The organism is Aeromonas sp. FL131 (genome assembly GCF_049860615.1).
Classification (GTDB): Bacteria; Pseudomonadota; Gammaproteobacteria; order Enterobacterales; family Aeromonadaceae; genus Aeromonas; species Aeromonas hydrophila.
The window spans coordinates 4,308,847-4,332,445 of record NZ_CP187595.1 but is presented as its reverse complement, the minus strand read 5'-3'; the positions used below and the strand labels follow the sequence as shown (position 1 = coordinate 4,332,445).

The 23,599-nt window shown below is 63.1% G+C and carries 21 protein-coding genes; 9 read left to right on the top strand and 12 right to left on the bottom strand.

The features are described 5' to 3' along the window. Positions 1–25: 25 nt before the first annotated feature. Positions 26–1,495 (top strand): 4-hydroxy-3-polyprenylbenzoate decarboxylase, encoded by a 1,470-nt coding sequence (gene ubiD / locus ACPW75_RS20160; protein ID WP_077096695.1) that lies wholly within the window; start codon positions 26–28, stop codon positions 1,493–1,495. Between the two features lie 168 nt (positions 1,496–1,663). Then, positions 1,664–2,362 carry an NAD(P)H-flavin reductase gene (gene fre / locus ACPW75_RS20155; RefSeq protein WP_016348960.1) on the top strand — a complete coding sequence of 233 codons (699 nt, stop codon included), beginning with the start codon at positions 1,664–1,666 and terminating at the stop codon, positions 2,360–2,362. 132 nt (positions 2,363–2,494) lie between these two features. On the opposite strand, the gene ubiK is transcribed toward fre, so the two are convergent. Further along, positions 2,495–2,752 (bottom strand): ubiquinone biosynthesis accessory factor UbiK, encoded by a 258-nt coding sequence (ubiK, locus tag ACPW75_RS20150; RefSeq protein ID WP_005307315.1) that lies wholly within the window; start codon positions 2,750–2,752, stop codon positions 2,495–2,497. Positions 2,753–3,053: 301 nt separating this feature from the next. Here ubiK and ACPW75_RS20145 point away from each other — a divergent pair, with 301 nt between their 5' ends. Continuing rightward, on the top strand, positions 3,054–5,483 hold the full coding sequence (locus tag ACPW75_RS20145) for a VolA/Pla-1 family phospholipase (RefSeq protein ID WP_077096693.1): 2,430 nt from the start codon (positions 3,054–3,056) through the stop codon (positions 5,481–5,483). 60 nt (positions 5,484–5,543) lie between these two features. Here the strand turns inward: ACPW75_RS20145 and glpG are convergent, their stop codons facing one another. Together glpG and glpE are read right to left on the bottom strand one after the other, a co-directional pair. Next, entirely contained in the window at positions 5,544–6,377 is an 834-nt protein-coding gene (gene glpG / locus ACPW75_RS20140; RefSeq protein WP_011704134.1) for a rhomboid family intramembrane serine protease GlpG, read from the bottom strand. Next, on the bottom strand, positions 6,374–6,697 hold the full coding sequence (glpE, locus tag ACPW75_RS20135; RefSeq protein WP_011704135.1) for a thiosulfate sulfurtransferase GlpE: 324 nt from the start codon (positions 6,695–6,697) through the stop codon (positions 6,374–6,376). The genes glpG and glpE overlap by 4 nt, the downstream gene beginning before the upstream one ends. A 70-nt stretch (positions 6,698–6,767) precedes the next feature. On the opposite strand from glpE, the gene ACPW75_RS20130 reads away from it, so the two are divergent. Further along, a complete protein-coding gene (locus ACPW75_RS20130) occupies positions 6,768–7,454 on the top strand; it encodes a LysE family translocator (RefSeq protein ID WP_077096691.1) in 687 nt (228 codons plus the stop codon). Here ACPW75_RS20130 and ACPW75_RS20125 read toward each other — a convergent pair. The 6 genes from ACPW75_RS20125 to ACPW75_RS20100 form a co-directional block, all read right to left on the bottom strand. Continuing rightward, positions 7,451–8,284 (bottom strand): AraC family transcriptional regulator, encoded by an 834-nt coding sequence (locus ACPW75_RS20125; RefSeq protein ID WP_077096689.1) that lies wholly within the window; start codon positions 8,282–8,284, stop codon positions 7,451–7,453. The genes ACPW75_RS20130 and ACPW75_RS20125 overlap by 4 nt on opposite strands. 3 nt (positions 8,285–8,287) lie before the next feature. Further along, entirely contained in the window at positions 8,288–8,989 is a 702-nt protein-coding gene (locus ACPW75_RS20120; protein ID WP_011704138.1) for an ABC transporter ATP-binding protein, read from the bottom strand. Positions 8,990–8,999: 10 nt separating this feature from the next. After that, positions 9,000–9,773 (bottom strand): high-affinity branched-chain amino acid ABC transporter ATP-binding protein LivG, encoded by a 774-nt coding sequence (livG, locus tag ACPW75_RS20115; protein WP_024945484.1) that lies wholly within the window; start codon positions 9,771–9,773, stop codon positions 9,000–9,002. A 100-nt stretch (positions 9,774–9,873) separates the two neighbouring features. Next, on the bottom strand, positions 9,874–11,142 hold the full coding sequence (locus ACPW75_RS20110) for a high-affinity branched-chain amino acid ABC transporter permease LivM (protein ID WP_077096687.1): 1,269 nt from the start codon (positions 11,140–11,142) through the stop codon (positions 9,874–9,876). A gap of 94 nt (positions 11,143–11,236) precedes the next feature. Continuing rightward, on the bottom strand, positions 11,237–12,163 hold the full coding sequence (livH, locus tag ACPW75_RS20105) for a high-affinity branched-chain amino acid ABC transporter permease LivH (RefSeq protein WP_077096685.1): 927 nt from the start codon (positions 12,161–12,163) through the stop codon (positions 11,237–11,239). Positions 12,164–12,227: 64 nt separating this feature from the next. Beyond that, entirely contained in the window at positions 12,228–13,349 is a 1,122-nt protein-coding gene (locus ACPW75_RS20100) for a branched-chain amino acid ABC transporter substrate-binding protein (protein WP_016348967.1), read from the bottom strand. Positions 13,350–13,784: 435 nt separating this feature from the next. On the opposite strand from ACPW75_RS20100, the gene ACPW75_RS20095 reads away from it, so the two are divergent. Next, a complete protein-coding gene (locus tag ACPW75_RS20095) occupies positions 13,785–14,789 on the top strand; it encodes a substrate-binding domain-containing protein (protein ID WP_011704143.1) in 1,005 nt (334 codons plus the stop codon). Between the two features lie 69 nt (positions 14,790–14,858). On the opposite strand, the gene ACPW75_RS20090 is transcribed toward ACPW75_RS20095, so the two are convergent. Then, positions 14,859–16,178 (bottom strand): 6-phospho-alpha-glucosidase, encoded by a 1,320-nt coding sequence (locus ACPW75_RS20090; RefSeq protein ID WP_077096683.1) that lies wholly within the window; start codon positions 16,176–16,178, stop codon positions 14,859–14,861. A gap of 2 nt (positions 16,179–16,180) precedes the next feature. Then, on the bottom strand, positions 16,181–17,767 hold the full coding sequence (locus ACPW75_RS20085; protein ID WP_049045702.1) for an alpha-glucoside-specific PTS transporter subunit IIBC: 1,587 nt from the start codon (positions 17,765–17,767) through the stop codon (positions 16,181–16,183). Positions 17,768–18,051: 284 nt separating this feature from the next. Here ACPW75_RS20085 and ACPW75_RS20080 point away from each other — a divergent pair, with 284 nt between their 5' ends. Then, entirely contained in the window at positions 18,052–18,759 is a 708-nt protein-coding gene (locus ACPW75_RS20080) for a GntR family transcriptional regulator (RefSeq protein ID WP_077096681.1), read from the top strand. 79 nt (positions 18,760–18,838) lie between these two features. Here ACPW75_RS20080 and norR read toward each other — a convergent pair whose 3' ends face one another. Further along, on the bottom strand, positions 18,839–20,368 hold the full coding sequence (norR, locus tag ACPW75_RS20075; protein WP_252411315.1) for a nitric oxide reductase transcriptional regulator NorR: 1,530 nt from the start codon (positions 20,366–20,368) through the stop codon (positions 18,839–18,841). Positions 20,369–20,538: 170 nt separating this feature from the next. Between norR and norV the strand changes: the two genes are divergently transcribed. From norV to ACPW75_RS20060, 3 genes are read left to right on the top strand one after another with little or no spacing between them, the layout of a single operon-like run. After that, positions 20,539–22,023 (top strand): anaerobic nitric oxide reductase flavorubredoxin, encoded by a 1,485-nt coding sequence (norV, locus tag ACPW75_RS20070; protein WP_077098216.1) that lies wholly within the window; start codon positions 20,539–20,541, stop codon positions 22,021–22,023. Continuing rightward, positions 22,020–23,171, top strand: coding sequence for an NADH:flavorubredoxin reductase NorW (norW, locus tag ACPW75_RS20065; RefSeq protein ID WP_077098218.1), 1,152 nt, complete (start codon positions 22,020–22,022; stop codon positions 23,169–23,171). Before norV ends, norW begins: the two co-directional genes overlap by 4 nt. 51 nt (positions 23,172–23,222) lie before the next feature. Continuing rightward, complete coding sequence (locus ACPW75_RS20060) at positions 23,223–23,564, top strand: DUF1971 domain-containing protein (RefSeq protein ID WP_077098219.1); 342 nt, start codon at positions 23,223–23,225, stop codon at positions 23,562–23,564. The last annotated feature ends 35 nt before the right edge of the window (positions 23,565–23,599 follow it).

Genomic DNA, 23,599 nt, shown 5'->3' with positions numbered 1-23,599 from the left:
CATCGCCTGAACACAGGGTACCTGCATGAAATACAAGGATTTGCGTGATTTCATCGCGCAGCTGGAACAAAGCGGACAACTCAAGCGCATCAGTCGCGAGATAGACCCCTATCTGGAGATGACCGAGATCAGCGATCGCACCCTGCGGGCGGGCGGTCCTGCCCTGCTGTTTGAAAATCCCAAGGGTTGCGCCATGCCGGTGCTGACCAACCTGTTCGGCACCCCGGATCGGGTCGCCATGGGCATGGGCCAGCCCAACGTGGCCGCCCTGCGCCAGGTGGGGATCTGGCTCTCCTACCTGAAGGAGCCGGAGCCGCCCCGCGGCTTCAAGGAGCTGATGGAGAAGCTGCCGATCTTCAAGCAGGTGCTCAACATGCCGACCAAACGGCTCTCCTCTGCCCCTTGTCAGCAGCGGGTGCTGGAGGGAGAGGCAGTCGATCTGGACCAGATCCCGATCCAGCACTGCTGGCCCGGCGACGTGGCGCCGCTGGTGACCTGGGGTCTGACCATCACCCGCGGCCCCTACAAGAAGCGGCAGAACCTCGGCATCTATCGCCAGCAGAAGATCGGCAAGAACAAGCTGATCATGCGCTGGCTGGATCACCGCGGCGGTGCCATCGATTTTCGCGAGTGGCAGGAGGCCCACCCGGGTGAGCGCTTCCCGGTGGTGGTGGCGCTCGGTGCCGATCCGGCGACCATCCTCGGCGCGGTGACGCCGGTGCCGGATACTCTCTCCGAATACGCTTTTGCCGGTCTGCTGCGCGGCAGCCGTACCGAGGTGGTGAAGGCCATCAGCTGCGATCTGGAGGTGCCCGCCAGCGCCGAGATCGTGCTGGAAGGCTATCTGGAGCCGGGCGAGATGGCCCCCGAAGGGCCTTATGGCGATCACACCGGCTACTACAACGAGGTGGACGAGTTCCCGGTCTTTACCATCACCCACATGACGATGCGCAAGGATGCCATCTATCACAGCACCTACACCGGCCGTCCGCCCGATGAACCGGCGGTGCTCGGGGTGGCGCTCAACGAGGTGTTCGTGCCGCTGTTGCAGAAGCAGTTCCCCGAGATCGTGGACTTCTACCTGCCGCCGGAAGGGTGCTCTTACCGGATGGCGGTGGTGACCATCAAGAAGCGCTACCCTGGCCACGCCAAGCGGGTGATGCTGGGGGTCTGGTCCTTCCTGCGCCAGTTCATGTACACCAAGTTCGTGATCGTCTGCGATGACGACATCAACGCCCGCGACTGGAAGGACGTGATCTGGGCCATCACCACCCGGATGGATCCGGCCCGCGACACCACCCTGATCGAGCACACCCCGATCGACTACCTGGACTTCGCTTCGCCGGTCTCCGGGCTCGGCTCCAAAATGGGGCTGGATGCCACCAACAAGTGGCCGGGGGAGACCAATCGCGAGTGGGGCCAGCCCATCGTGCAGGACGAGGCGGTCAAGCAGAAGATCGATGCCCTCTGGGACGAGCTGAACATTCTCGGCTGATGAGCGGCGGCAGGCCCGACGGGCCGTGCCGCCTGGCCGGGATGCAAAAGATTGATGCCATTTGAGCTGAATTGGGTATGCTCGACTGACCTGACCACTTTGCTGGTCGCCAGTCCACAGTGAATCAAGAGCGAAAGCGGGCCGAGCGAGCCCGTCACAAGGATAAGAATGCAACGTATCAAGTGCCGCGTAGAGGAACTGCGCGAATATGTCGACACCATCTGGCACGTGGCCCTGACGCCGCTGCAAGAGGTCAGCTTCAAGCCGGGCCAGTATCTGCTGGTGGTGATGAGCGATTCGGACAAGCGTCCCTTCTCCATCGCCAATTCGCCGACCCGCCCGGGCATGCTGGAGCTGCAGATCGGCGCCACCCCGGAAAACGCCTATGCCGGCCAGGTGCTGGCCCGCATGCGCGAGCAGGGGGAGATCGAGATTGAACTGGCGGCGGGCAAGGCCTTCCTGCGGGAAGAGTCACCCCGGCCGCTGATCCTGATGGCGGGTGGCACCGGTTTCTCCTATGCCCGCTCCATTCTGGAATACCTGATCGATACCGGCAGCAAGCGCCCGGTGTTCTTCTACTGGGGCGTGCGCCAGGCGCACTGGCTCTACGAGCAGGAGCAGATGCAGCAGTGGGAGCGCGACTACGCCCCGCTCACCTTCATCCCGGTGGTGCAGGAGCCGGAAGCGGACTGGACCGGCAAGACCGGGCTGGTGCACAAGGCCATCATGGATGACTTCGTCAGCCTGCATGACTACGACATCTATGTCGCCGGTCGCTTCGAGATGGCGGGCGCGGCGCGGGAGGAGTTCAAGATTCTGGGCGCCGAGCCTGAGCGCATCTTCGGCGACGCCTACGAATTCATCTGAGTTCGGCATGAGGCCGGTCACATAGCGTGACTGAGGAGGCCTCGCTGAGTCAGCCTGCTGCAGCTTGCCCTGCGACAGGCCAGAAACAACAAACCCCAGCCTGGCTGGGGTTTGCTTTATGGGCGACCTGCGTTATTCGCCTTTGGCGCCGAGCTGCTGCTCGAGCTGGGCCAGCTTGGCCTCGAGCGCGGTCAGCTTCTCACGGGTGCGCAGCAGCACCTTGGTCTGCACGTCAAACTCTTCGCGACTGACCAGGTCCAGCTTGCCCAGCTGGGACTGCAGCACCTGACGGATCTTCTTCTCCACCTCTTCACCCATGCTGCGAATGCCGGGCGGCAGGGAGTTGTGCACCTGTTTGGCGATCTCTTCCAGTTTCTTCGGGTCGATCATGTGGTTCTCCTTAAGCAATGCGCCATTCTACCGGCAATTGATCCGCTTTGCCGAGATCGAGGGTCGCTTTTTGCCAGCTGCCATAGGGGCAGTCGCTGGTCGGGTCTGGTATTCGGGATGAAGCTGTTAACCTATCGAGTCCCGTTTCTATTCCAATTCCTTGATGCTGTACACAAAAAAAGCAGATCAGATGACCGACCAGAGGCTTAATAATTGTTGCGTTGCTGTTAAGATGTACCGGTCGGGTTCTCACCCAACTCAGTCAGCATTTCATGGATAACAACTAAAAAGAGATAAGGATATGAAAAAGAAGCTAATTTACGCCGCGGTTGTCAGTGCTATGCTGGCTGGCTGTGGTGGCAGTGACGATAACAAAGGCGACACCTCCAGCTATCTCGACTATCTGTTGACCGGTTCCAACGCCGTGCGCCCCAGTGCTCTGGCAGCCCGGGCCAGCGATGGCACCCTGAAATTCTCCACCGAAACGGCAGATCTCTCCAACCCGGTCTCGGCCATGTCGACCCTGGATGGCTGGTCCACGACCCAGGCTATCCAGATCGTGCCCGTGACCTCATCCGGCATCCAGGTGCAGGCCCCGGCCGCGGCGGAGTTTGCCGCCTCGGTGGCGCCGCTCTACCTGCTGGAGCTGAGCTTTGACAGCGCCGCCCTGCGCCCGAACGGCGTGAAGAAGGTGCTGACCTACGGGGTGGACTTCGTGGTGGCCGCTGCGGCCGGCAAGCTGAACCTGGTGCCGCTCAAGCCGCTGAATCCCTCCTCCTACTACATGGTCGTGGCCACCGACTCCCTCAAGGACAGCAGCGGCAACGCGGTCAAGGCCGGCAACGATTACGGCAACTACAAGAACAACGTCGGCAGCAATGCCCAGGAGCAGACCATCAATGGTCTGATCGCCCTGCAGGAAGGGCTGTTCAAGGCTGCCACCGGCGTCTCCACCGATCACGTCATCTTCTCCGACTGGTTCGGTACCCAGTCCGGTGCCGACGTGCTGGTGGCGGTGAAAGGGGCAGCTGCGTCCGTGCTGAAGAGCCCGACCCTGGATGCGGCCGCCCTGTGGAAGCAGGATGCCAAGGGCAACACCAGCTTGCCGGGCACCTATACCCTGAGCGTGACCGGCAGCAATGCCTTCCTGACCCAGCTGGATGCCGAGCAGTTCCTGCCGCAAGAGCAGAAAGATGCGATCGCCACCGCCTTCGGCCCCGGTGCTCCGCTCAACCCGATTGCTCAAGCGACCAAGGTCTATACCGGTACCGTCAAGCTGCCTTACTTCCTCTCCTCGCCGGCCACCGCCGGTTCCTGGGACAAGGCCAAGACCCAGTCCTGGCACGGCGCCATCCCCAGCCTGTACGCCATCGCCAATGCCCTGAAAGCGTCCGACAGCGAAGTGATCGCCGGGCTGGTGGGCGCGGGCGTGGACCCGGCCCTGCTGGCGACGCTGATTGCCGATCCGACCCGTCAGGCCGAGTTGCTGGCCGAGGCGAGCAAGCTGATCGGGGTGACCCTCACCTCCGGCGGCAAGCCGCTGGATGCCGAGCAGAACATCGGTCGCTTCAATCCGCTGCCCATGCTGGAAGAGGTGCAGCTGGTGCCGATGCGCATCTTCGCCAAGGATGACCTCAACACCATCACCGACGTGATCATCTACCAGCACGGCGTGACTTCGGTGAAAGAGAACGCCTATGCGCTGGCGCTCAGCCAGATCTATGCTGGCATGCAGGCAGGCAAGAAGGTGGCGCTGGTGGTGATCGATCACCCGCTGCACGGTGAGCGTGGCTTCGCCCTGAGCGGCAGCATGGCGACCGTGACCACCTCCGACAACCCGACCCCGTATCTGAACCTGAGCTACCTGACCGTGGCCCGCGACAACCTGAAACAGAGTGTGGCGGATCTGCTGGGCCTGCGTCTGGCTGTTGGCTTGGCCAACAAGACTGGTTCTATTGGTACTGCAGGTAATCTCAAAGTGCACTTCCTGGGCCACTCCCTGGGCGCCATCTCCGGTACCAACCTGCTGGCGGTCGCCAATCAGCCCATCGGCAATGCGCTGGCGGATGCCCTGTTCAAGTTCGATACCGGCGGCCTGGCCATGCCGGGTGGCGGCATCGCACCGCTGCTGCTGAACTCGCCGACCTTCGGTCCGACCATCAAGATGGGCGTGCTGACCAGCGGCAGTGCCGAGCTGAAAGCGGGCTTCACCGCCTATGCGCCCAACTGCAAGACCGCGGTGCCGACCTGCTTCGTCAACGAGTTCCTGCCGAGCCTGAGCACCACCCAGCAGGCGGCGGCGGCCAGCACGTTGCAGAGCTACAGCTTCGCGGCCCAGTCGGTGCTGGATTCGGCTGACCCGATCAACCTCGGTAGCGGCATCCTGAGCAGCTTCCCGCTGTTCGCCACCGAGATCGTCGGCGATGGCGCCCTGAGCCTGTCTGACCAGGTGATCCCGAACAGCATTGCCTCCGCCCCGCTGGGTGGTACCGAGCCGCTGTTCAAGGTGCTGGGTCTGCAGCCGCTGGCCGCCTCTGGTCCAGGGTTAGTTCCGGCCAGCCACAACGCGGCCCGCTTCCTGGCCGGTGGCCACAGCTCGCTGCTGGCGCCGGACGAGAACTTCGACCCGAACGGCGATGTGACCACCGAGATGCAGGGCCAGTTCGGCAGCTTCTTCGCGAGCGGTGGCGCTGCGGTCAAGGTGACCGATCCCACCCTGCTCAAGCAGTAAGTCAGTCGGCCAATAAAAACGCCGCCCTTCGGGGCGGCGTTTTTATTGGCGTAAAAACACTCAGGCGGGCTGATGGTGTCTGTCCAGCCAGCCTTGCAGCAGCCCGACCAGCAGACCGGCCAGGTGGGCCATGTTGGCGGTGCGGGTGCCGAGCAGATCGAAGAAGCCGAGCGCCAGCCAGAACAGCATGAAGCCCATCAACGCCGGTGGCAGGGTGAGGCCGCAGGCCGGCTGCAACTTGCTGCGCAGCCAGCAGTAGCCGAGCAGGGCATAGACCACCCCGGAGAGGCCGCCAAACAGCGGGCCGCTGGCGAAGAACTCGGCCAGGTTGGGCAGGGCGGCGCCTACCAGCAGCAGGATCAGCAGCTTGCCGCTGCCGAGCCGTTGTTCGATCTGGCCCCCCAGATACCACCACCACAGCAGGTTGAACACCAGGTGCAGCACCGAGAAGTGGATGAAAGCCGGGGTGAAGTAGCGCCACGCCTGCCAGTCGGTAAACTGCGCCAGGGTCGGGTGGAACGCCAGCTCATCGAAGATCGGCAGGCCGATGGCATCGAGCCCGTAGATGGCCAGACAGGCGATGATCACCACCAGGGTCAGCGGCCCCGCCTGATGCAGGAAGTCGGTGACCGGGTCGGTCATCCCCTTGCTGTAGTCGATGCGGGCATCGGCCCGGCCGGATTGCCAGGAGGCTTCCATGTAGCGGGGGTGGGTCGGCTCGGCCAGGAAGCGTTTCACCTCCAGCTGGGCCTGGGCGAGGCGCTGTTCGTCCGCCAGCCAGACCGAGACGCCAAGCTCGGACTGGGTCAGCTCGCACGAGATGCCGAGGGTGGAGAGATAGTCCACCAGCGCCTGGGCCATGCGGGCATTGTCGAGCACCAGCAGCTGGATCATGCGTCGCCCGCCTGGATCGGGAACTCCCTGCGCCATGCCTCGAAGCCGCCATCCAGGCTGTAGACCTCATCGTACCCCTGTTGCAGCAGGTACTGGGCGGCGCCCTGGCTGCTGTTGCCGTGATAGCACATCACGATCACCGGGGTATCGAAGTCCACCTCGTTCATGAAACGCACCAGGGTGCCGTTGGTGAGGTGGAAGGCGCCGACCGCGTGGGCCGTCTCGAACGACTGGGGGTCGCGAATATCCACGAGGCGGGCTGCACCGGCGGCAAGCTTCTGGTGGGCATCATGGGCACTGATATGGGCAAACTGGTCCATTAACATGTCCTGCGAATAGGTGATTGAGGGTCAGTTTACCGCAAGCGGGGGCCGGCGCTAAGCCCGCAATGTGTCCGGTTATTGCCGTAACCGATCGCAATTTCCTTCAATACCGGGGGCGGGGTGCCGGCTAGGCTGGGGGCTCCTTTTGCTGCTACGAGCGTTATTCATGGAGACGAGTCTGCTGTTATCCATGGCCGGGTTTGCCCTGGCCATGTCCATCACCCCGGGGCCGGTCAATCTGGTCGCTCTCGGCAGCGGCGCCAGGCACGGCTTTGCGGCCAGCCTGCGCCACGTGGTCGGGGCCACCCTGGGGTTCATTCTGTTGCTGCTGTTGATGGGACTGGGGCTGGGTGCCACCCTGCTGCAATGGCCGCTGGCGGCGGAGGTACTGCGCTGGGCCGGGGTGATCTTTCTCGGCTGGATGGCCTGGCAGTTGCTGGTGGACAGCGGCCGGGTGGAAGGGGTCGATGGGGTCGCCCCCTCCTTCTGGTACGGGGCACTGATGCAGTGGCTCAATCCCAAGGCCTGGCTCGCCGCCAGCATGGGGATGGGCGCCTATGGCAGTGCGGGCGGGGTGGGGCAGGTGGCCCTGTTCAGCGGCCTCTACCTGGTCATCTGTCTCGGCTCCATCGCTTGCTGGGCCTATGCCGGCAGTCGCCTGCAGGGGTTGCTGCTCGCGCCGCAGCGGCTGCGCTGGTTCAACCGGGCGATGGCGCTGTTGCTGCTGCTTTGCGCCGCCTATCTGGTGCGCTAGCCCAGCCGGGTCAGCTGATTGCGGTAGTGACCCGGGGTGGCAGCCACCCGCCGCTTGAACTGGCGCTGGAAGTGGGCCTGATCGGCAAAACCGCTGGCCAGCGCCACTTCCGCCAGCGGCTCTCCCCGCCTGAGCAGGGTGCGGGCATGGCGGATGCGCTGATCGAGCAGGTAGGCGTGGGGCGTCATGCCGTAATGGCGGCTGAAGCTGCGCACGAAGTGGGAGGGGGTGAGCCCGGCCACCGCACTCAATTGTGCGAGGGTGAGGGGGTTGCTGCAGTCGTCCTGCATCAGTTCGGCGGCCCGCTGCAGGTGCTGTGGCGGCCGATCGTCCCAGCTGGCCGGGGTGAGCCTGGCCAGCAGCTGGCGACTGAACTGGTGGCAGGCCACCTCGCGCGCGAGCGGCTCCGGCTCCTGCCATAGCTGCCGATGGAGCCGGCACAGCCCCTGGTAGAGCAGGGGATCCCGGCTTGCGGTCATGTCGAAGGGACGAAACGCATCGCCCAGCCCCGCCTCTTCCTGCTGGCGCTGCAGCCAGCCGGTATCGAGGTAGAACATCAGATAGGACCAGGGCTCATCCGCAACGGGGTTGCAGGCGTGCACCTCTTCCGGGTTCATCAGCACCAGGTGGCCGTGGCCGACCTCCTGCCGGCTGCGCTGGTTGAGGTAGTGGCTGTGGCCGCCGGTGATGGCGCCGATGGAGAAGTGGGGGTGGCTGTGCTTGTCGTAGCAGACGCGGCGGCCATCCTGCACCGCCCGCGCCTCGATGAAAGGCAGGGCCGGATCGTGCCAGAAACTGTGGTGATCCGGCGCGGTGTCGGCCCTGCTCATGGGTCAGCCGCCGAGATAGGCCTGGCGGACGGCCGGGTTGGCCAACAGGGCCGCCCCCGTGTCCTGCAGTACCACGTGGCCGTTCTCCAGCACATAGCCGCGATCGGCCAGCTTGAGCGCCTGGTTGGCGTTCTGCTCCACCAGGAAGATGGTCATGCCGTCGCGGCGCAACTGCTCTATGGTGTCGAAGATCTGCTGGATGACGATGGGGGCCAGCCCCAGCGAGGGTTCATCCAGCAGCAGCAGGCGTGGCTTGCTCATCAGGGCGCGGCCGATGGCCAGCATCTGCTGCTCGCCGCCGGACATGGTGCCGGCGCGCTGCTCCAGTCGCTCGTGCAGGCGGGGGAACAGGGTGAAAATCTGATCCAGCAGGCCGCGCTGCTCGGCCTTGTCGACGAAGAAGGCCCCCATCAGCAGGTTCTCCTCCACCGTCAGGCGAGCGAAGATGCGGCGCCCCTCCGGCACCACGGCGATGTCCTTGCGCATGATGCGGGCGGTGGAGAGCGAGTCTATCTGCTCTCCCTCGAACCAGATGGAGCCACTGCTGGGCTTGGGTTCGCCGCACAGGGTCATCAGCAATGTGGTCTTGCCGGCGCCATTGGCGCCGATCAGGGTGACGATTTCCCCCTCTTTGACCTGGACGCTGACGTCGTGCAGCGCCTGAATTTTGCCGTAGTGGGTCGATACGTTGCGAAGTTCTAACATCTTTTTGTCCTTACGACTCGCCCAGATAGGCCTTGATCACTGCCGGATTGCTACGGATCTCGTCCGGCTTGCCGTGGGCCAGCGGGGTGCCCTGGTTGACCACGAAGATGCGGTTGGAGATCTCCATCACCAGTTTCATGTCGTGCTCGATCAGCAGCACCGAGACCCCGAACTCGTCCCGCAGGTTGGAGATGAGCTCGTTCAGCTCGTCGGTCTCGTGGGGGTTGAGGCCGGCGGCCGGCTCGTCCAGCATCAGCAGCTCGGGCCGGGTCGCCATGCAGCGGGCAATCTCGAGCCGGCGCTGCTGGCCGTAGGCCAGGTTGCCGGCGGCGCGGTTGGCGAGATCCTTGAGCCCCACCTTCTCCAGCCAGAAGGCGGACTGCTCCAGCCCCTCCCGCTCGGCGCGGCGAAAGGCCGGGGTCTTGAACAGCCCGGCCAGAAAGCCGGTGTTGAGGTGCCTGTGCTGGGCTACCAGCAGGTTTTCCACCGCCGTCATGTCCTTGAACAGTCGCACGTGCTGAAAGGTGCGCACTATGCCCTTGCGAGCGATGAGGTGGCCGGGCAGGCCCTGAATCTCCTCGCCCTTGTAGCGGATGATGCCGCCGCTCGGGCGGTAGAAACCGGTCAGGCAGTTGAAGACGGTGGTCTTGCCCGCTCCGTTGGGGCCGATAATGGAGATCACCTCCCCCTTGTCCACGTCCAGCTTGACGCCGTTGACCGCCAGCAGGCCCCCGAAGCGCATCGACAGATCAGAAACTTCCATTAACTTCTGATGAGTACTCATTTTCTCAGCTCCCGGGTCAGAGTGGCGTGAGCCAGCGCCAACAGTCCACCCATGTGGCGCATCGACAGATCAGAGACTTCCATTAACTTCTGATTGGCACTCATTTTTTCAACTCCAGATGCGGACGGGTCATCGGCAGCAATCCCTGTGGCCGCCAGATCATCATGAACACCATCAAGAGGCCGAACATCAGCATGCGGTACTCGTTGAACTCGCGCGCCAGCTCAGGCAGCACCGTCATCACGATGGCGGCCAGCACCACCCCGATCTGGGAGCCCATGCCGCCCAGCACCACGATGGCGAGCACGATGGCCGACTCGATGAAGACGAAGGACTCCGGACTGATGAAACCTTGGCGCGAGGCGAAGAAGCTGCCGGCGAAGCCCGCGAAGCAGGCACCAATGGTGAAGGCGGTCAGCTTGATGATGGTGGGGTTGAGCCCCAGCGACTTGCAGGCGATCTCGTCTTCCCGCAATGCCTCCCAGGCACGGCCGAGCGGCATGCGCAGCAGGCGGTTGATGACGAACAGGGTGGCGATCACCAGCACCAGCGCCATCAGGTAGAGGAAGATCACCTTGTGGTTGGCGTTGTAGGCGATGCCGAAGAACTCGTGGAAGGTCTCGAAGCCGCCATCCTTGACGGTGCGGTTGAACTCCAGACCGCCCAGGGTCGGCTTGGGAATGCCGGAGATGCCGTTCGGGCCGCCGGTCAGGCTGGTCATGTTGTTGAGCAGGATGCGGATGATCTCGCCAAAGCCCAGAGTGACGATGGCCAGATAATCCCCCCGCAGCCGCAGCACCGGGAAGCCGAGCAAAAAGCCGAAGGTGGCCGCCGTCAGCCCGGCGATGGGCAGGCACTCCCAGAAGCTGAGCCCGAAGTAGGTGTTGAGCAGGGCATAGCTGTAGGCGCCGACCGCGTAGAAGCCGACATAGCCGAGATCCAGCAGGCCGGCGAGGCCGACCACCACGTTCAGGCCGAGACCCAGCATGATGTAGATGAGGGCCAGGGTGGCCAGATCGATGGCACCGCGCGAGGCCATGAAGGGCCAGCTCACTGCGAACAGCAGCACCAGCACGGCGGTGATGTTGTAGAGGCGTGGCGCCTCCTCCTGACTCGGCAGCACCAGCTTGGTGAAGCCGACCGAGAAGCCGCTGATGGAGGCCTGGAACAGCCGGCTTATCTGGCCGCGCAGCAGCTGGAACCAGAACACCAGGGTGGCGCCGCCCAGCAGCCAGGCCAGCGACACGTCGAGCCGGCTGGTCACCAGCAGGCGGGTGCCGTCGGTCTCGAGCTTGAAGCCGAGCAGCCAGAAGGAGAGCACCAGCAGCACCAGGCTGGCGATGCAGGCATGAATGAATTGTTTTTTCATACCTTTTCGACCTCCGGATGACCCAGGATGCTGTATATGGACATGAACAGCAGCATCAGACAGGTGATAGGTGCATGAATGAATTGATGTTGCATCATACCTTCTCCACCTCCGGGCGACCCAGAATGCCGGTGGGCATAAACAGCAGCACGCCGATCAGCAGGGCAAAGGCCATCACATCCTTGTACTCGGTGCTGAGGTAGCCGGCGGTGAGCGCCTCGACCACACCGAGCAGCAGGCCGCCCAGCACGGCGCCGGGGATGCTGCCGATACCGCCGAGGACAGCCGCGGTGAAGGCTTTCAGCCCGGCCATGAAGCCGAGATAGGGGTTGATGACGCCGTAATACATGCCGAGCAGCACGCCGGCGACGGCGGCCAGGGTAGCCCCCAGCACGAAGGTGATGGAGATGACCACGTGGGTGTCTATCCCCAGCAGGTTGGCCATCTTGATGTCTTCCGAACAGGCGCGGCAGGCGCGGCCCATGCGGGAGCGACCGATGAACTGGGTCAGCGCCAGCATGGTGATGAAGGTCACCACGAAGATAATGAGCTGCATCCAGGAGAGGCTGGCCTGGAAGCCGTCGGCTTCACCCAAGGTCCAGCCGCCGGAGATCAGGGTGGGCATGGCTATGTCGCGCGAGCCCTGGGCCATCCGCATCATGTTCTGCAGGAAGATCGACATGCCGATGGCGGAGATGAGGGGGATCAGCCGGTTGCCGCCCCGCAGTGGGCGGTAGGCGACCCGCTCTATGGTCCAGCCATAGGTGCCGGTGATGACGATGCTGATCAGGAAGGCGCCCCCCAGCAGCAGGAAGGTGCTGTCGATGCCCATCATCATGAGCCCCGCCATTACCATGAAAGCGACATAGGAGCCGATCATGTAGACCTCGCCGTGGGCGAAGTTGATCATGCCGATGATGCCATAGACCATGGTGTAGCCGATGGCGATCAACGCATAGGTGCTGCCTATGGTTAACCCGTTCAGCAACTGCTGAACCAGGTAAAGGAAGTGTTCGGACATACTGCGTTCCCTGTACTTGCCCGCAAAGAAAGGAGGGGTGACTCATGTCACCCCGACCGGCAGATTATTTGACTTGAGTGGAGGTACCGTCGGCGTGCCACTGGAATACACCGAATTCAAAGCCTTTCAGGTCGCCACTCGGAGCCCAGCTCAGGGTGCCCATGACGGTATCGATCGGTGCGGCCTTGATGGCGGCGGCTACGGCAGCCGGGTCATCCTCACCCGCCTTGGCGATACCGGCAGCCAGGGTTTGCACCGCGGCATAGGTGGTCCACACGAACGGACCGGAGGAGTCCTGACCCTTGGCCTTGAACGCGGCCACCAGCGGGGCGTTGGCCGGCACCAGGTCATATTTGTTCGGCAGGGTCACCAGCAGGCCTTCGGAGGCCGGACCGCCGATGGCGGAGATGTCCTTGTTGCCGACCCCTTCCGGACCCATGAACTTGGCCTTGAGGCCCTTCTCGCCAGCCTGACGCAGGATCAGACCCAGCTCGGGGTGATAGCCGCCGTAGTAGACGAAGTCGACGTTCTCTTTCTGCAGCTTGGCGATCAGGGCGGAGAAGTCCTTGTCGCCGGCGGTGATGCCTTCAAACGCCACCACCTTGACGCCGGCCTTGTCCAGCGCCGCTTTCACGCTGGAGGCGATGCCTTCGCCGTATTGTTTCTTGTCGTGGATGACAGCCACACGCTTGGGCTTGACCTGCTCGATGATGTACTTGGCGGCGGTCGGACCCTGGTCGCTGTCCAGGCCGATGGTACGCAGCACCAGCTGATAGCCGCGCTCGGTGATCTTGGGGTTGGTGGAGGCCGGGGTGACCATCAGCACGCCTTCATCTTCATAGATGTCGGAAGCGGGCAGGGTGTTGTCGGAGCAAAGGTGGCCGACCACGAACTTGACGCCGTCGTTGATCACCTTGTTGGCGACCGCCACGGCCTGCTTGGGATCGCAGGCGTCGTCATAGATGACGGCTTCGATCTGCTTGCCCTTGATGCCACCGGCCTTGTTGATCTGCTCGACCGCCATCTTGCCGCCGGTGAACTGCATGTCGCCGTACTGGGCGACCGGGCCAGTGACCGGACCGGCGATGCCAATCTTGATGGTGTCCGCCGCGTGGACCAGTGATACCGATCCGAACAGGGCCATAGAAACCGCTGTCCTGACTGCCATTTTGCTCAACTTATTCATCGATTCGTCCCTTAATCAGTGGATTGTTTCATTTTCCGTGTGCCATTCCGAACCGTGATCCCGCCAGTCCGGCAATAGGTATGGTTCTATCATTCCTCGCTGGGCAATAACAAGCTGTTAAAGATACTAACCAGAGAGGGTGGAATAGTGCTTTTTTGAAACAAATAACCAATATTGAAATCTGATTTAGATATTGATGCTGAAGGTGTCGATTAACATCTTCTCAACAAGATGTGCTTTCGATAAATGATAGATGAAAAAACTGACGATATTTTACCCTGACACTGCTCCCATTTTGACCAAAATCCGTTTGCGCAAATAGAAAGGAGCGCCTAGATTAGCCAGCATTGACAATTCATTGGCAGTGCTCGTTAAAACCAAGCCTTTATTCGGGAAATCTGCTAATGTTCCGCCTTTGATCTTCAGGAGACAGAGATGGCCACTATCAAGGATGTCGCCTCCCGCGCAGGCGTATCCATCTCCACCGTCTCACATGTACTCAATCACACCCGTCGGGTCAGCGAAGACGCAACCCAAAAAGTGCTTGAGGCGGTGGCAGAACTCAACTACGCGCCCAACTCGGTAGCGCGCAGCCTCAAGATAAACTCGACCAAGACCATCGGCATGCTGGTGACCACCAGTGCCAACCCCTTCTTTGCGGAAGTGGTGCAAGGGGTGGAGGCGTATTGCTTCGAGCAGGGCTACAGCCTGATCCTCTGCAATACCGAGAACCAGCCGCCCCGTCAGCAGCACTACCTGCGCATGCTGATGGAGAAGCGGGTCGACGGTCTGCTGGTGTTGGGAACCGACATCGATACCCCGCTGCGCGACATGCTGCGCATCCACAAGAACGTGCCGCAAGTGGTGCTGGACTGGGGTACCGAGTGTGACTTTGCCAACGTCATCAACGACAACGCCCGCATCGGTGCGCGCCTGGCGGTGCGCCACCTGCTGGAGCAGGGTCACCGCGACATCGTCTGCATCACGGGTCAGCTGGCCAAGCCGACCACCCAGCAGCGGCTGGACGGGGTGCGCGATGCCCTGGGCGAGCAGGGGCTGACCCTGAAAGACGAGCAGATCTTCGAAGGGGATTACGAGAGCCAGAGCGGATTCGATGCCATGCAGCGGATCCTGGCGCTCAAGCCGCGGCCGACCGCGGTGTTTGCCTTCGACGATCCCATGGCGATCGGCGCCATCTGCGCCGCCTGGGAAGCCGGGGTCAAGGTGCCGGACGACATCTCCATGATCGGTTATGACGACGTGGAGATGGCGCGCTTCTCCAGCCCGCCGCTGACCACCATCCGCCACCCCAAGGCCGAGCTCGGCCTGTTGGCGGTGCAGCAGCTGGTGAGCCGGATCCGCAACAAGGAGCTGGAAGTCGAGTCGATGACGGTCCAGCCGGAGCTGATCGTCCGCCGCTCGGTCAAGTCCCTGCGCTGATCGCGCCACGGCAGAGCCATCAACAAGAAAACCCCCTCGCCAGCGAGGGGGTTTTTGTTTGGCCTGCGTTTATTGCAGTGGCGGCCAGTACTCCTTGTTGGCGGCGATCAGGTCGTCCAGGATGGTTTTGGCCACCGAGGCGCTCGGCACCGTCTTGGAGAGGGTGATCGCCTGCCACAGCTTCTGATAGGAACGCTCGATCCACGCCTCCACCACCAGCTTCTCGACGGCCACCTGTTGACCCATCATGCCCTGCTGGAACAGCGGGATGTTGCCCACCTGCAGCGGCTCGGGGCCGCTGCTGCCCACCAGGCAGGGGATCTCGACCATGGCCTCCGGGTCGAAGTTGGGGATGGCGCCCCGGTTCGGCACGATCAGCAGCATCCGCTCCTGGGTGTTGAAGGCGATGGCGGTGGCCAGATCCACTATGTAGGAGGCGTGCTCGTCGATCTCCAGCTCGCCGGCCGCGGCGTTGCCGGCCGCCACGATGGCGCGGCAGGCGCTGAACACGTGTTTCTCGCGGTGCTCCATCACCTCGTTGGCGCGGGTGTGCTCCGGATTGGAGTGGGCCACCACATAGTCCGGGTAGAGATAGTACTTCAGATAGGTGTTGGGCAGGGTGTCCGGATCAAGGGCCCACACGTCCTTGGCCTTGGCGAAGGTGTCGTTCCAGCTGGCCTCGGCGTGGCCGGCCTGCTTGGGCACATAGCCGTGTTTGGCCACATGGGCCTTGATGGCCGGCATCAGGTCATTGCCCGCCAGATCCTCGATGCGGGTCCACCAGCCGAAGTGGTTGAGGCCGTAGTAGCGTACCCGCATCTCCTTGCGTGACGGCAGGCCGGCGATCTGGGCCATTCGTCCCTCGATGCCGATGGGCATGTCGCAGATGTTGAGGATCCTGGCGTGGGGGCGCAGGCGACGGGTCGCCTCGGCCACGATGGCGGCCGGGTTGGAGTAGTTCAGCATCCAGGCATCCGGCGAGTACTGCTCCATGTAATCGACCAGCTCCAGCACGCCGCCGATGGAGCGCATGCCGTAGGCGATGCCGCCCGGGCCGCAGGTCTCCTGGCCGACCACGCCATGACGCAGCGGGATCTTCTCGTCCAGCTCGCGCATGGGGTACTTGCCGACCCGGATATGGGCCATCACGAAGTCCACCCCGCTGAAGGCCGCCTTGGGGTCGGTGCCATAGCTGAAGGCTATGTCCGGGGCCTGCTCCCGCAGCAGGACGCGGCAGGCTTCGGCGATCACCTCCTGGCGGGCGCCATCGTTGTCGTAGAACTTGATCTCCCGCAGCGGGAAGCGGTGCTGGTTCTCCAGCAGCATGAGAACGATGCCCGGGGTAAAGGTGCTGCCACCGCCGGCAATGACGACAGAGAATTTTTTCATGATCATGACTCCGTTACGAAAGAAGAGGAGGAGGGGTTGTTCATCAGGCTCTCCATGTTTTCCCTTAGCTGGGGCACATGCAGACCGATAATGATCTGGATGCTGTCACCGTGGCGGACCACGCCGTGGGCACCCAATTGTTTGAAAGCATCATCCGGTGCTGCCAGGCTCGCATCACGCAGCGATATGCGCAGCCGGGTGGCGCAGTTGTTCAGGCTGTTGATATTTTCCGCGCCACCGAGCGCCGCCAGAATATGGCCGGCAATATCATGGCCACGCTGTTTTTTGGCGGCCTGATAATCAGCCTTGGAATACAGTTTTATTTCGCTTTCATCCCGCCCTGGGGTTTTCAAATTGAATTTCAGAATGAGCGTGCGGAATATCAGGAACCAGATCCCGGTAAAGGTCAGGCCGATGGCAATCTGGGTAAACATCATGCCGGCGTGATTGTGGAACATGGGGATCCAGTTCTGCGGCAGGAACTGGTCGAGCAGACCCCCGCCCATGTTGCCGACGACCCCGAATAGGTACATCACGGTCGCCATGGTGGCCGCCAGCAGGGCATGGATGGCGAACAGCAGGGGCGAGATGAAGAGGAAGGTGAACTCGAGCGGCTCGGTGATCCCCACCAGCATGGCGGTCAGGGTGGCCGGGATCAGCAGGCCGGCCACCTTGGCCTTGTTCTCTCTGGCGGCGGTGGCGTAGATGGCGAGCGCAATCCCCATGGCCCCGAAGATCTTGGAGTTGCCGTGCAGGGCGAAGCCGCCCTGGGGGAACAGCTCGATCAGCGGCCGGGTGCTCTGGCTGAACTCCAGCATGTGCTGGGCCCAGTAGAGCTGGATGCCACCTTCCACCGCGGCCGGGCCGAAGATGAAGGGGCCGTAGATGAAGTGGTGCAGGCCGGTCGGGATCAGGATCCGCTCGAGGAAGGTGTAAACCCAGACGCCGAGCGGGCCGGAGACCAGCATGAACTCCTGCAGGGAGGCGATGCCCATCTGTACCTTGGGCCAGCCCAGCAGGGTCAGCCAGGCGCAGGGGATCATCACGAAGAAGGCGACGATGGTGACGAACGAACTGCCCTGGAAGATGCCGAGAAAGACCGGCAGCTGTCGGTCGAACAACCGGTTGTGCAGGGCGGTGACGATGCCGGAGATGGCGATGGCACCTATGATGCTGGTGTCCAGGGTCTTGATGCCGGCCACCATGGCCAGCCCGCTCTCACCACCCACCGCCTGGTTGAAGTCGACCCCGAAATAGTCGCCCCAGGTCATCCCCATGGCATTGATGAAGTAGTTCCAGGTCATGAAGCTGACCAGCACGGAGAGGCAGGCGCGGGCCTGAGCCTTGTTTGCCAGCCCGATCGGCAGGCCGATGGCAAATATCAGCGGCATATTTCGAAATACCGTCCAGCCACCCTCTTCAATAATATGGACTATTTGAAAAAACAGTCCCTGAGGATTTGCCAGTGTCTCTCCCACGAACATGGGATTTTTCAGCATGATTGCAATGCCTACCACCATACCTGCGAATGGAAACAGTAATACAGGCGTAAACATTGCCCCGCCAAAACGTTGAATTTGACTGAGCATATAGCGTCCCTTTTTATTAGAGAATTGTCTGACTGCTGTTGTCGTATTGCTGAATTGAACCTAACAACAAGCGATCAGGCCCTCATGAAATATGTGGTGGTTATGTGATCCGACGCATGCACTTATTTAGACAAAGAGATCTAAATTTTGCGATATTGTTGTACGTCTTGTTTTTGTGACGTTTTTATCGGGTTATTTGAATTTAAAATTGTTTATTTTCAGCTAGTTGAAATAAAGGCGAGCAAATGGGTCGCCACCCCGGCTGGGTAAAGAGAGGTCTAGCAGTGATCTATAAATCGGTGGCGGATCGGTTGCGTATCCGGGTCAACGGGGCAGATTGCCGGGTGGGGGATGTCCTGCCGAGCGAGAAAACCCTGGCGAGTCAGTTCGGGGTATCGCGGATGACGGTGCGCAAGGCGGTGGACATGCTGATCGAGTGGGGGCTGGTGGAGCGGCGCCACGGCAGCGGCACCTACGTGACCAAGAAGGACGTGCAGCACGAGACCAAGGGGCTGAGCGGTTTCACCGAGCTGATGCGTGAACAGGGCCGCAGCCTGACCAGCGAGGTGCTGGAGTTTCGCACCATGCCGGCCCCGCCCGCCATCGCCAGCCAGCTCAGGATCAAGGTGAACGAGCCGGTCTACTTCTCCAACCGGGTGCGCTCGGTGGACGGCCGGGCCCTGCTGGTGGAGGAGAGCTACATGCCGGTGCGGCTGTTTCGCACCCTCTCGGTGGCCCATCTGGAGGGATCCAAGTTCGCCTACATCGAGAACGAGTGCCAGCTCCCCATCGCCGGCAACTACGAGAGCTTCAGCGCCGTGCTGGCCGACCGGCGCATGGCCGCGCTGTTGCATATCGAGCAGGGGGCGCCCATCCTGCGGCTCACCTCGCTCTCATACGGTGAGAACGGCGAGTTTCTCAACTACTCCATCATGTTCCGCAATGCCAACGACTATCACGTCGACTACCACCTGCGCCGCGCCCGCGGCTAGCCTGCCCCCCATCTTGCTGCATATGCAAACCCCCTCGCCAGCGAGGGGGTTTTTGTTTGATGGGCCCTGAATGGACGCCTCAGGCCTTGAGGCCGAGCCGCTTGGCGAGCCGGTGCAGGTTGCCGCTGTCGAGCTCCAGTGCGCGGGCGGTAGCGGCCCAATTGCCGTCATGGGCGGCCAGGGTCTGCTCGATCAGCGCAAGCTGGAAGGCGTCGGTGGCGGCCCGCAGGCCAAGGCCGCCGGGCAAGGGGGTGGTCATTGGCGCCATGGCGGGGCTGGTGGAGGGGGGCAGGGGGCCGGCCGCCAGGTTGAAGTGATGGCTGGCGAGAGTCGGGGCCTGGCTGCCCTGTTCGGCCCGCGCCAGCACGGCGGCGCGGTGGATGGCGTGCTCGAGTTCCCGCACGTTGCCGGGCCAGTCGTGGCGCTCGAGCAGTTGCAGCGCCTGCGGCTGGATGCGCAGCCGCTCCAGCCCCAGGCTGAGCCGGCAGCGTTCGCAAAAGTAACCGGCCAGCAGGGGAATGTCGCCGGGGCGCTCGCGCAGCGCCGGGGCGTGGATCGGGAACACGCTCAGCCGGTGGTAGAGGTCGGCCCGGAACTGCCCTTCGACCACCGCCTGCTTCAGATCCCGGTTGGTGGCCGCCAAGATGCGCACGTTCACCTTGAGCGGGGTATCGTCGCCGATCCGCTGCAGATCGCCGTATTGCAGCACTCGCAGCAGCTTGGCCTGCAGCGGCAGAGAGAGCTCGCCGATCTCGTCGAGGAACAGGGTGCCCTGATCCGCCAGCTCGAACTTGCCCGCCCGGTTGTGGATGGCGCCGGTGAAGGCCCCCTTCACGTGGCCGAACAGCTCGCTTTCGGCCACGGATTCGGGCAGGGCGGCGCAGTTGAGGTAGACCAGCGGGGCTTTGGCGCGCTGGGAACCGCGATGCACCGCCTTGGCGATCAGCTCCTTGCCGACCCCGGTCTCCCCCAGGATCAGCACGTTCAGCTCCGAGCTGGCGACTACCTCGATCTCGTGGCGCAGCCGGGCCATGGCGGGGGACTGGCCGATCATCTCCGGCTGCTCCGGCCCGGGCCGGGTGCCGGGGACCAGCGGCTCGCTGCTCTGGCGGGCGAGCCGCTCCAGCAGCAGTGCGTTGCTCAGGGCGGCGGCGGCCAGGGCGCCCACCAGCCGCAGCTCCTCGTCGCTGATGGCGTCGAACTGGGTCGGATTCATGCCGTCTATGGTCAGCGCACCGATCAGCGCCTGATCCGAGAACAGCGGCAGGCCGACGCAGGCGTGCACCTTGAAGTCATCGTGATCCGGCAGCAGGCCGTCATAGGGGTCGGGCAGGCTGCTGTCGGCGGGGAAGCGCACCACGTCGCCGGCGCGGGCGATGGCCTCCATGCGCGGGTGATCCTTGAGGGCGAAGCGGCGCCCCAGCACGTCCTGCATCAGGCCGTCGATGGCCAGCGGGATGAACTGGCCCCCCTCGTAGCGCAGCAGGGCCGAGGCATCCGAGTTCAGCAGGCTGCGCACGCTCTGGATCAGGCGGTGGAAGCGGTCCTGATGGGAGATGCCGAGTTGCAGGTCGAGGGCGATGCGCGCCAGGCTGTCGGTCGAGATCACGATGATTGTCCAAATGACAGTGTGTTTGTGATTTTGACTATAAGTGGTGACTGTCTAAATGACAATCACTGGTTTTTGTTACCAATAAAAACAATGAGTTATATGTTGGCACGTCCGCTGCAATAGCTGGTTCAGTCGAACATACACTATTGCATTCGAGGAACTGCCTGATGAGCATTCACGTCAAGAACAACATCCACTGGGTCGGCCAACGGGACTGGGAGGTACGCGACTTCCACGGTACCGAGTACAAGACCCACAAGGGCACCAGCTACAACAGCTATCTCATCCGCGAAGGGAAGAATGTGCTGATCGATACCGTCGATCACAAGTTCAGCCGTGAGTTCGTGCAGAACCTGGCGGCGGAGATCGATCTCGCTGCCATCGACTATGTGGTGATCAACCACGCCGAGGAGGATCACGCCGGCGCCCTGACCGAGCTGATGGCCCGCATCCCCGGCACCCCCATCTACTGCACCCACAACGCCATCGACTCCATCACCGGCCATCATCACCACCCGGAGTGGAACTTCCACCCGGTCAAGACCGGCGACAGCCTGGACATCGGCAACGGCAAGCAGCTGGTATTCATCGAGACCCCCATGCTGCACTGGCCCGACAGCATGATGACCTATATGACCGAGGACGCGGTGCTGTTCTCCAACGACGCCTTCGGCCAGCACTACTGCGACGAGCACCTGTTCAACGACGAGGTAGATCAGACCGAGCTGATGGAGCAGTGCCAGCGCTACTACGCCAACATTCTCACCCCCTTCAGCCCGCTGGTGACCGCCAAGATCAAGGAAGTGCTCGGTTTCAACCTGCCGGTGAGCATGGTGGCCACCTCCCATGGCATCGTCTGGCGTGAGGACCCCACCCAGATCATCCTGAAATACCTGGAGTGGGCCGACCACTACCAAGAAGATCGCATCACCCTCTTCTACGACTCCATGTCCAACAATACCCGCATGATGGCCGACGCCATCGCCCAGGGCATCCACGAGGTGGACCCGGGCGTGGCGGTGAAGATCTACAACGTGGCCCGCCACGACAAGAACGAGATCCTGACCCAGGTGTTCCGCTCCAAGGGCATTCTGGTGGGCTCCTCCACCATGAACAACGTCATGATGCCCAAGGTGGCGGGCATGCTCGAGGAGATCACCGGCCTGCGTTTTCGCAACAAGCGCGCCTCGGCCTTCGGCAGCTACGGCTGGACCGGCGGCGCGGTGGACCGGATCCAGACCCGGCTGATGGATGCGGGTTTTGACATCAGCATCTCCCTCAAGGCCAAGTGGCGCCCGGATGGCTCGGCGCTGGCCGAATGCCGCGAGCACGGCCGTCAGCTCGCCCGTCAGTGGGCACTGCATCCGCTGGAGGCGCCCCGTCCGATCACCGCCACTCAGACAGCCGTGACACCCGTCCCCGCGATGCCTGCTGTTGAGTTGAAAGCCGCAGCGGCCACCGCCGAATGGGACGACGACCAGGCCATGCTCTGCACCGTCTGCCAGTGGGTCTATGACCCGGCCCAGGGGGAGCCGGATCAGCTGGTGGCGCCGGGCACCCCCTGGGCCCAGGTACCTGACAGCTTCCTCTGCCCGGGTTGCGGCATCGGCAAGGAGGTATTCGAACCCTGCGCCGTGGAGGCCTGCGTATGAGTACCATCCCCCAGCGCGACGAGATTGTGGTGATCGGCAGCGGCTTCGCCGCCCAGCAGCTGGTCAAGAGCCTGCGCAAGCTGGACGCCGAGCAGCCCATCCGCCTCATCACCGCCGACAGCGGCGACGAGTACAACAAGCCGGACTTGAGCCACGTGGTGAGCCGGGGCTGCGCCGCCGCGGCCATGACCCGTCAGAGCGGCAGCGACTTTGCCGAGCAGCAGCGCATCGCGCTGCTGCCCCACTGCCCGGTACTTGGCATCGACCCTGCCCGGCGGTTGGTGCTGACCGAGCAGGGCAGCTTCCCCTATGGCCGGCTGGTGCTGGCCACCGGTGCCAGCGCGGTACGCCCCGAGCTGCCGGGCAGCGAGCATCTGGTCACCCTCAACAGCCAGCAGGAGTATGCCGCCGCCGAGGGGGCAATCCAGCAGGCCCGCCGCATCCTGGTGCTGGGGGCCGGCCTCATCGGCTGCGAGCTGGCGATGGACATGGCGAGCGATGGCCGCGAGGTCACCCTGCTGGATCTGGCCGATAGCCCGCTCAGCGCCCTGCTGCCCGCCACTCTGACCCAGCCGCTGCAACAGGCGCTGCGCAGCCAGGGGGTCAGCCTGCAGTGCGGGACAGGTCTCGCCAGGATAGATGCCCAGCCGGGCGATGGCTGGCGGGTGACCCTGACCGATGGCCGTACCAGCGAGCAGGATCTGGTGATCGCCGCGATCGGCCTGCGGCCGAATCTGGCCCTGGCCCGCGGGGCCGGGCTGGCCGTGGAGCGCGGTATCCTGGTCGACGATCGGCTGCAGACCAGCGACCCCCATATCTTCGCGTTGGGGGACTGCGTGCAGTGGCAGGGCCAGTTGCTCCCCTTCCTGCAACCCATAGTGCTGGGCGCCAATGCGCTGGCGCACACCCTGCTCGGCACGCCGACCCCGCTGACCTTGCCGCCCATGCTGGTGAAGGTGAAGACGCCGCGCTACCCGCTGCAACTGGCCGGCCGCACCAAGGGCGAGGATCTCGCCTGGCAGTGTCGCTGGAACAGCCACGGCATGGTGGCCGAGGCGCGCGATGAAGCCGGCGAGCTGTGCGGCTTCGTGGTGGGGGGCGACCAGATGAGCGCCGCCTTCCCGCTGCTGCGTCAGCTGCCCCGTTAACCCCTTTCATTGCACCGGCCGGGTCGACCCGGCCATCTGAGGAGAACCGATATGGCCATGCAACGGATTCCGTCTCACTGGGTAGTACGCCGCTCCACCCCCTTCTTCACCCGCCAGAATGTGCCCCCGGCCCTGCTCACCCACCACAACACCGCGGCCGGGGTGTTCGGCCAGCTCTGCGTGATGGAGGGGACCGTCACCTATCACGGCTTTGCCGACGAACAGGCCGAGGAGCCCGAGGTGAGCCTGGTGATCCGGGCCGGGGAGTTTGCCACCAGCCCGCCCCAGTACTGGCACAGGGTCGAGCTGTCGGAGGATGCCCGCTTCAACATCCACTTCTGGGCCGAGCAGGCCGAATCCGACCAGCCGCTGTTCAACAGCCGCAAGGCATAAGGTGTAACCATGGGGAGGGGGGGTGGGCGCAAATG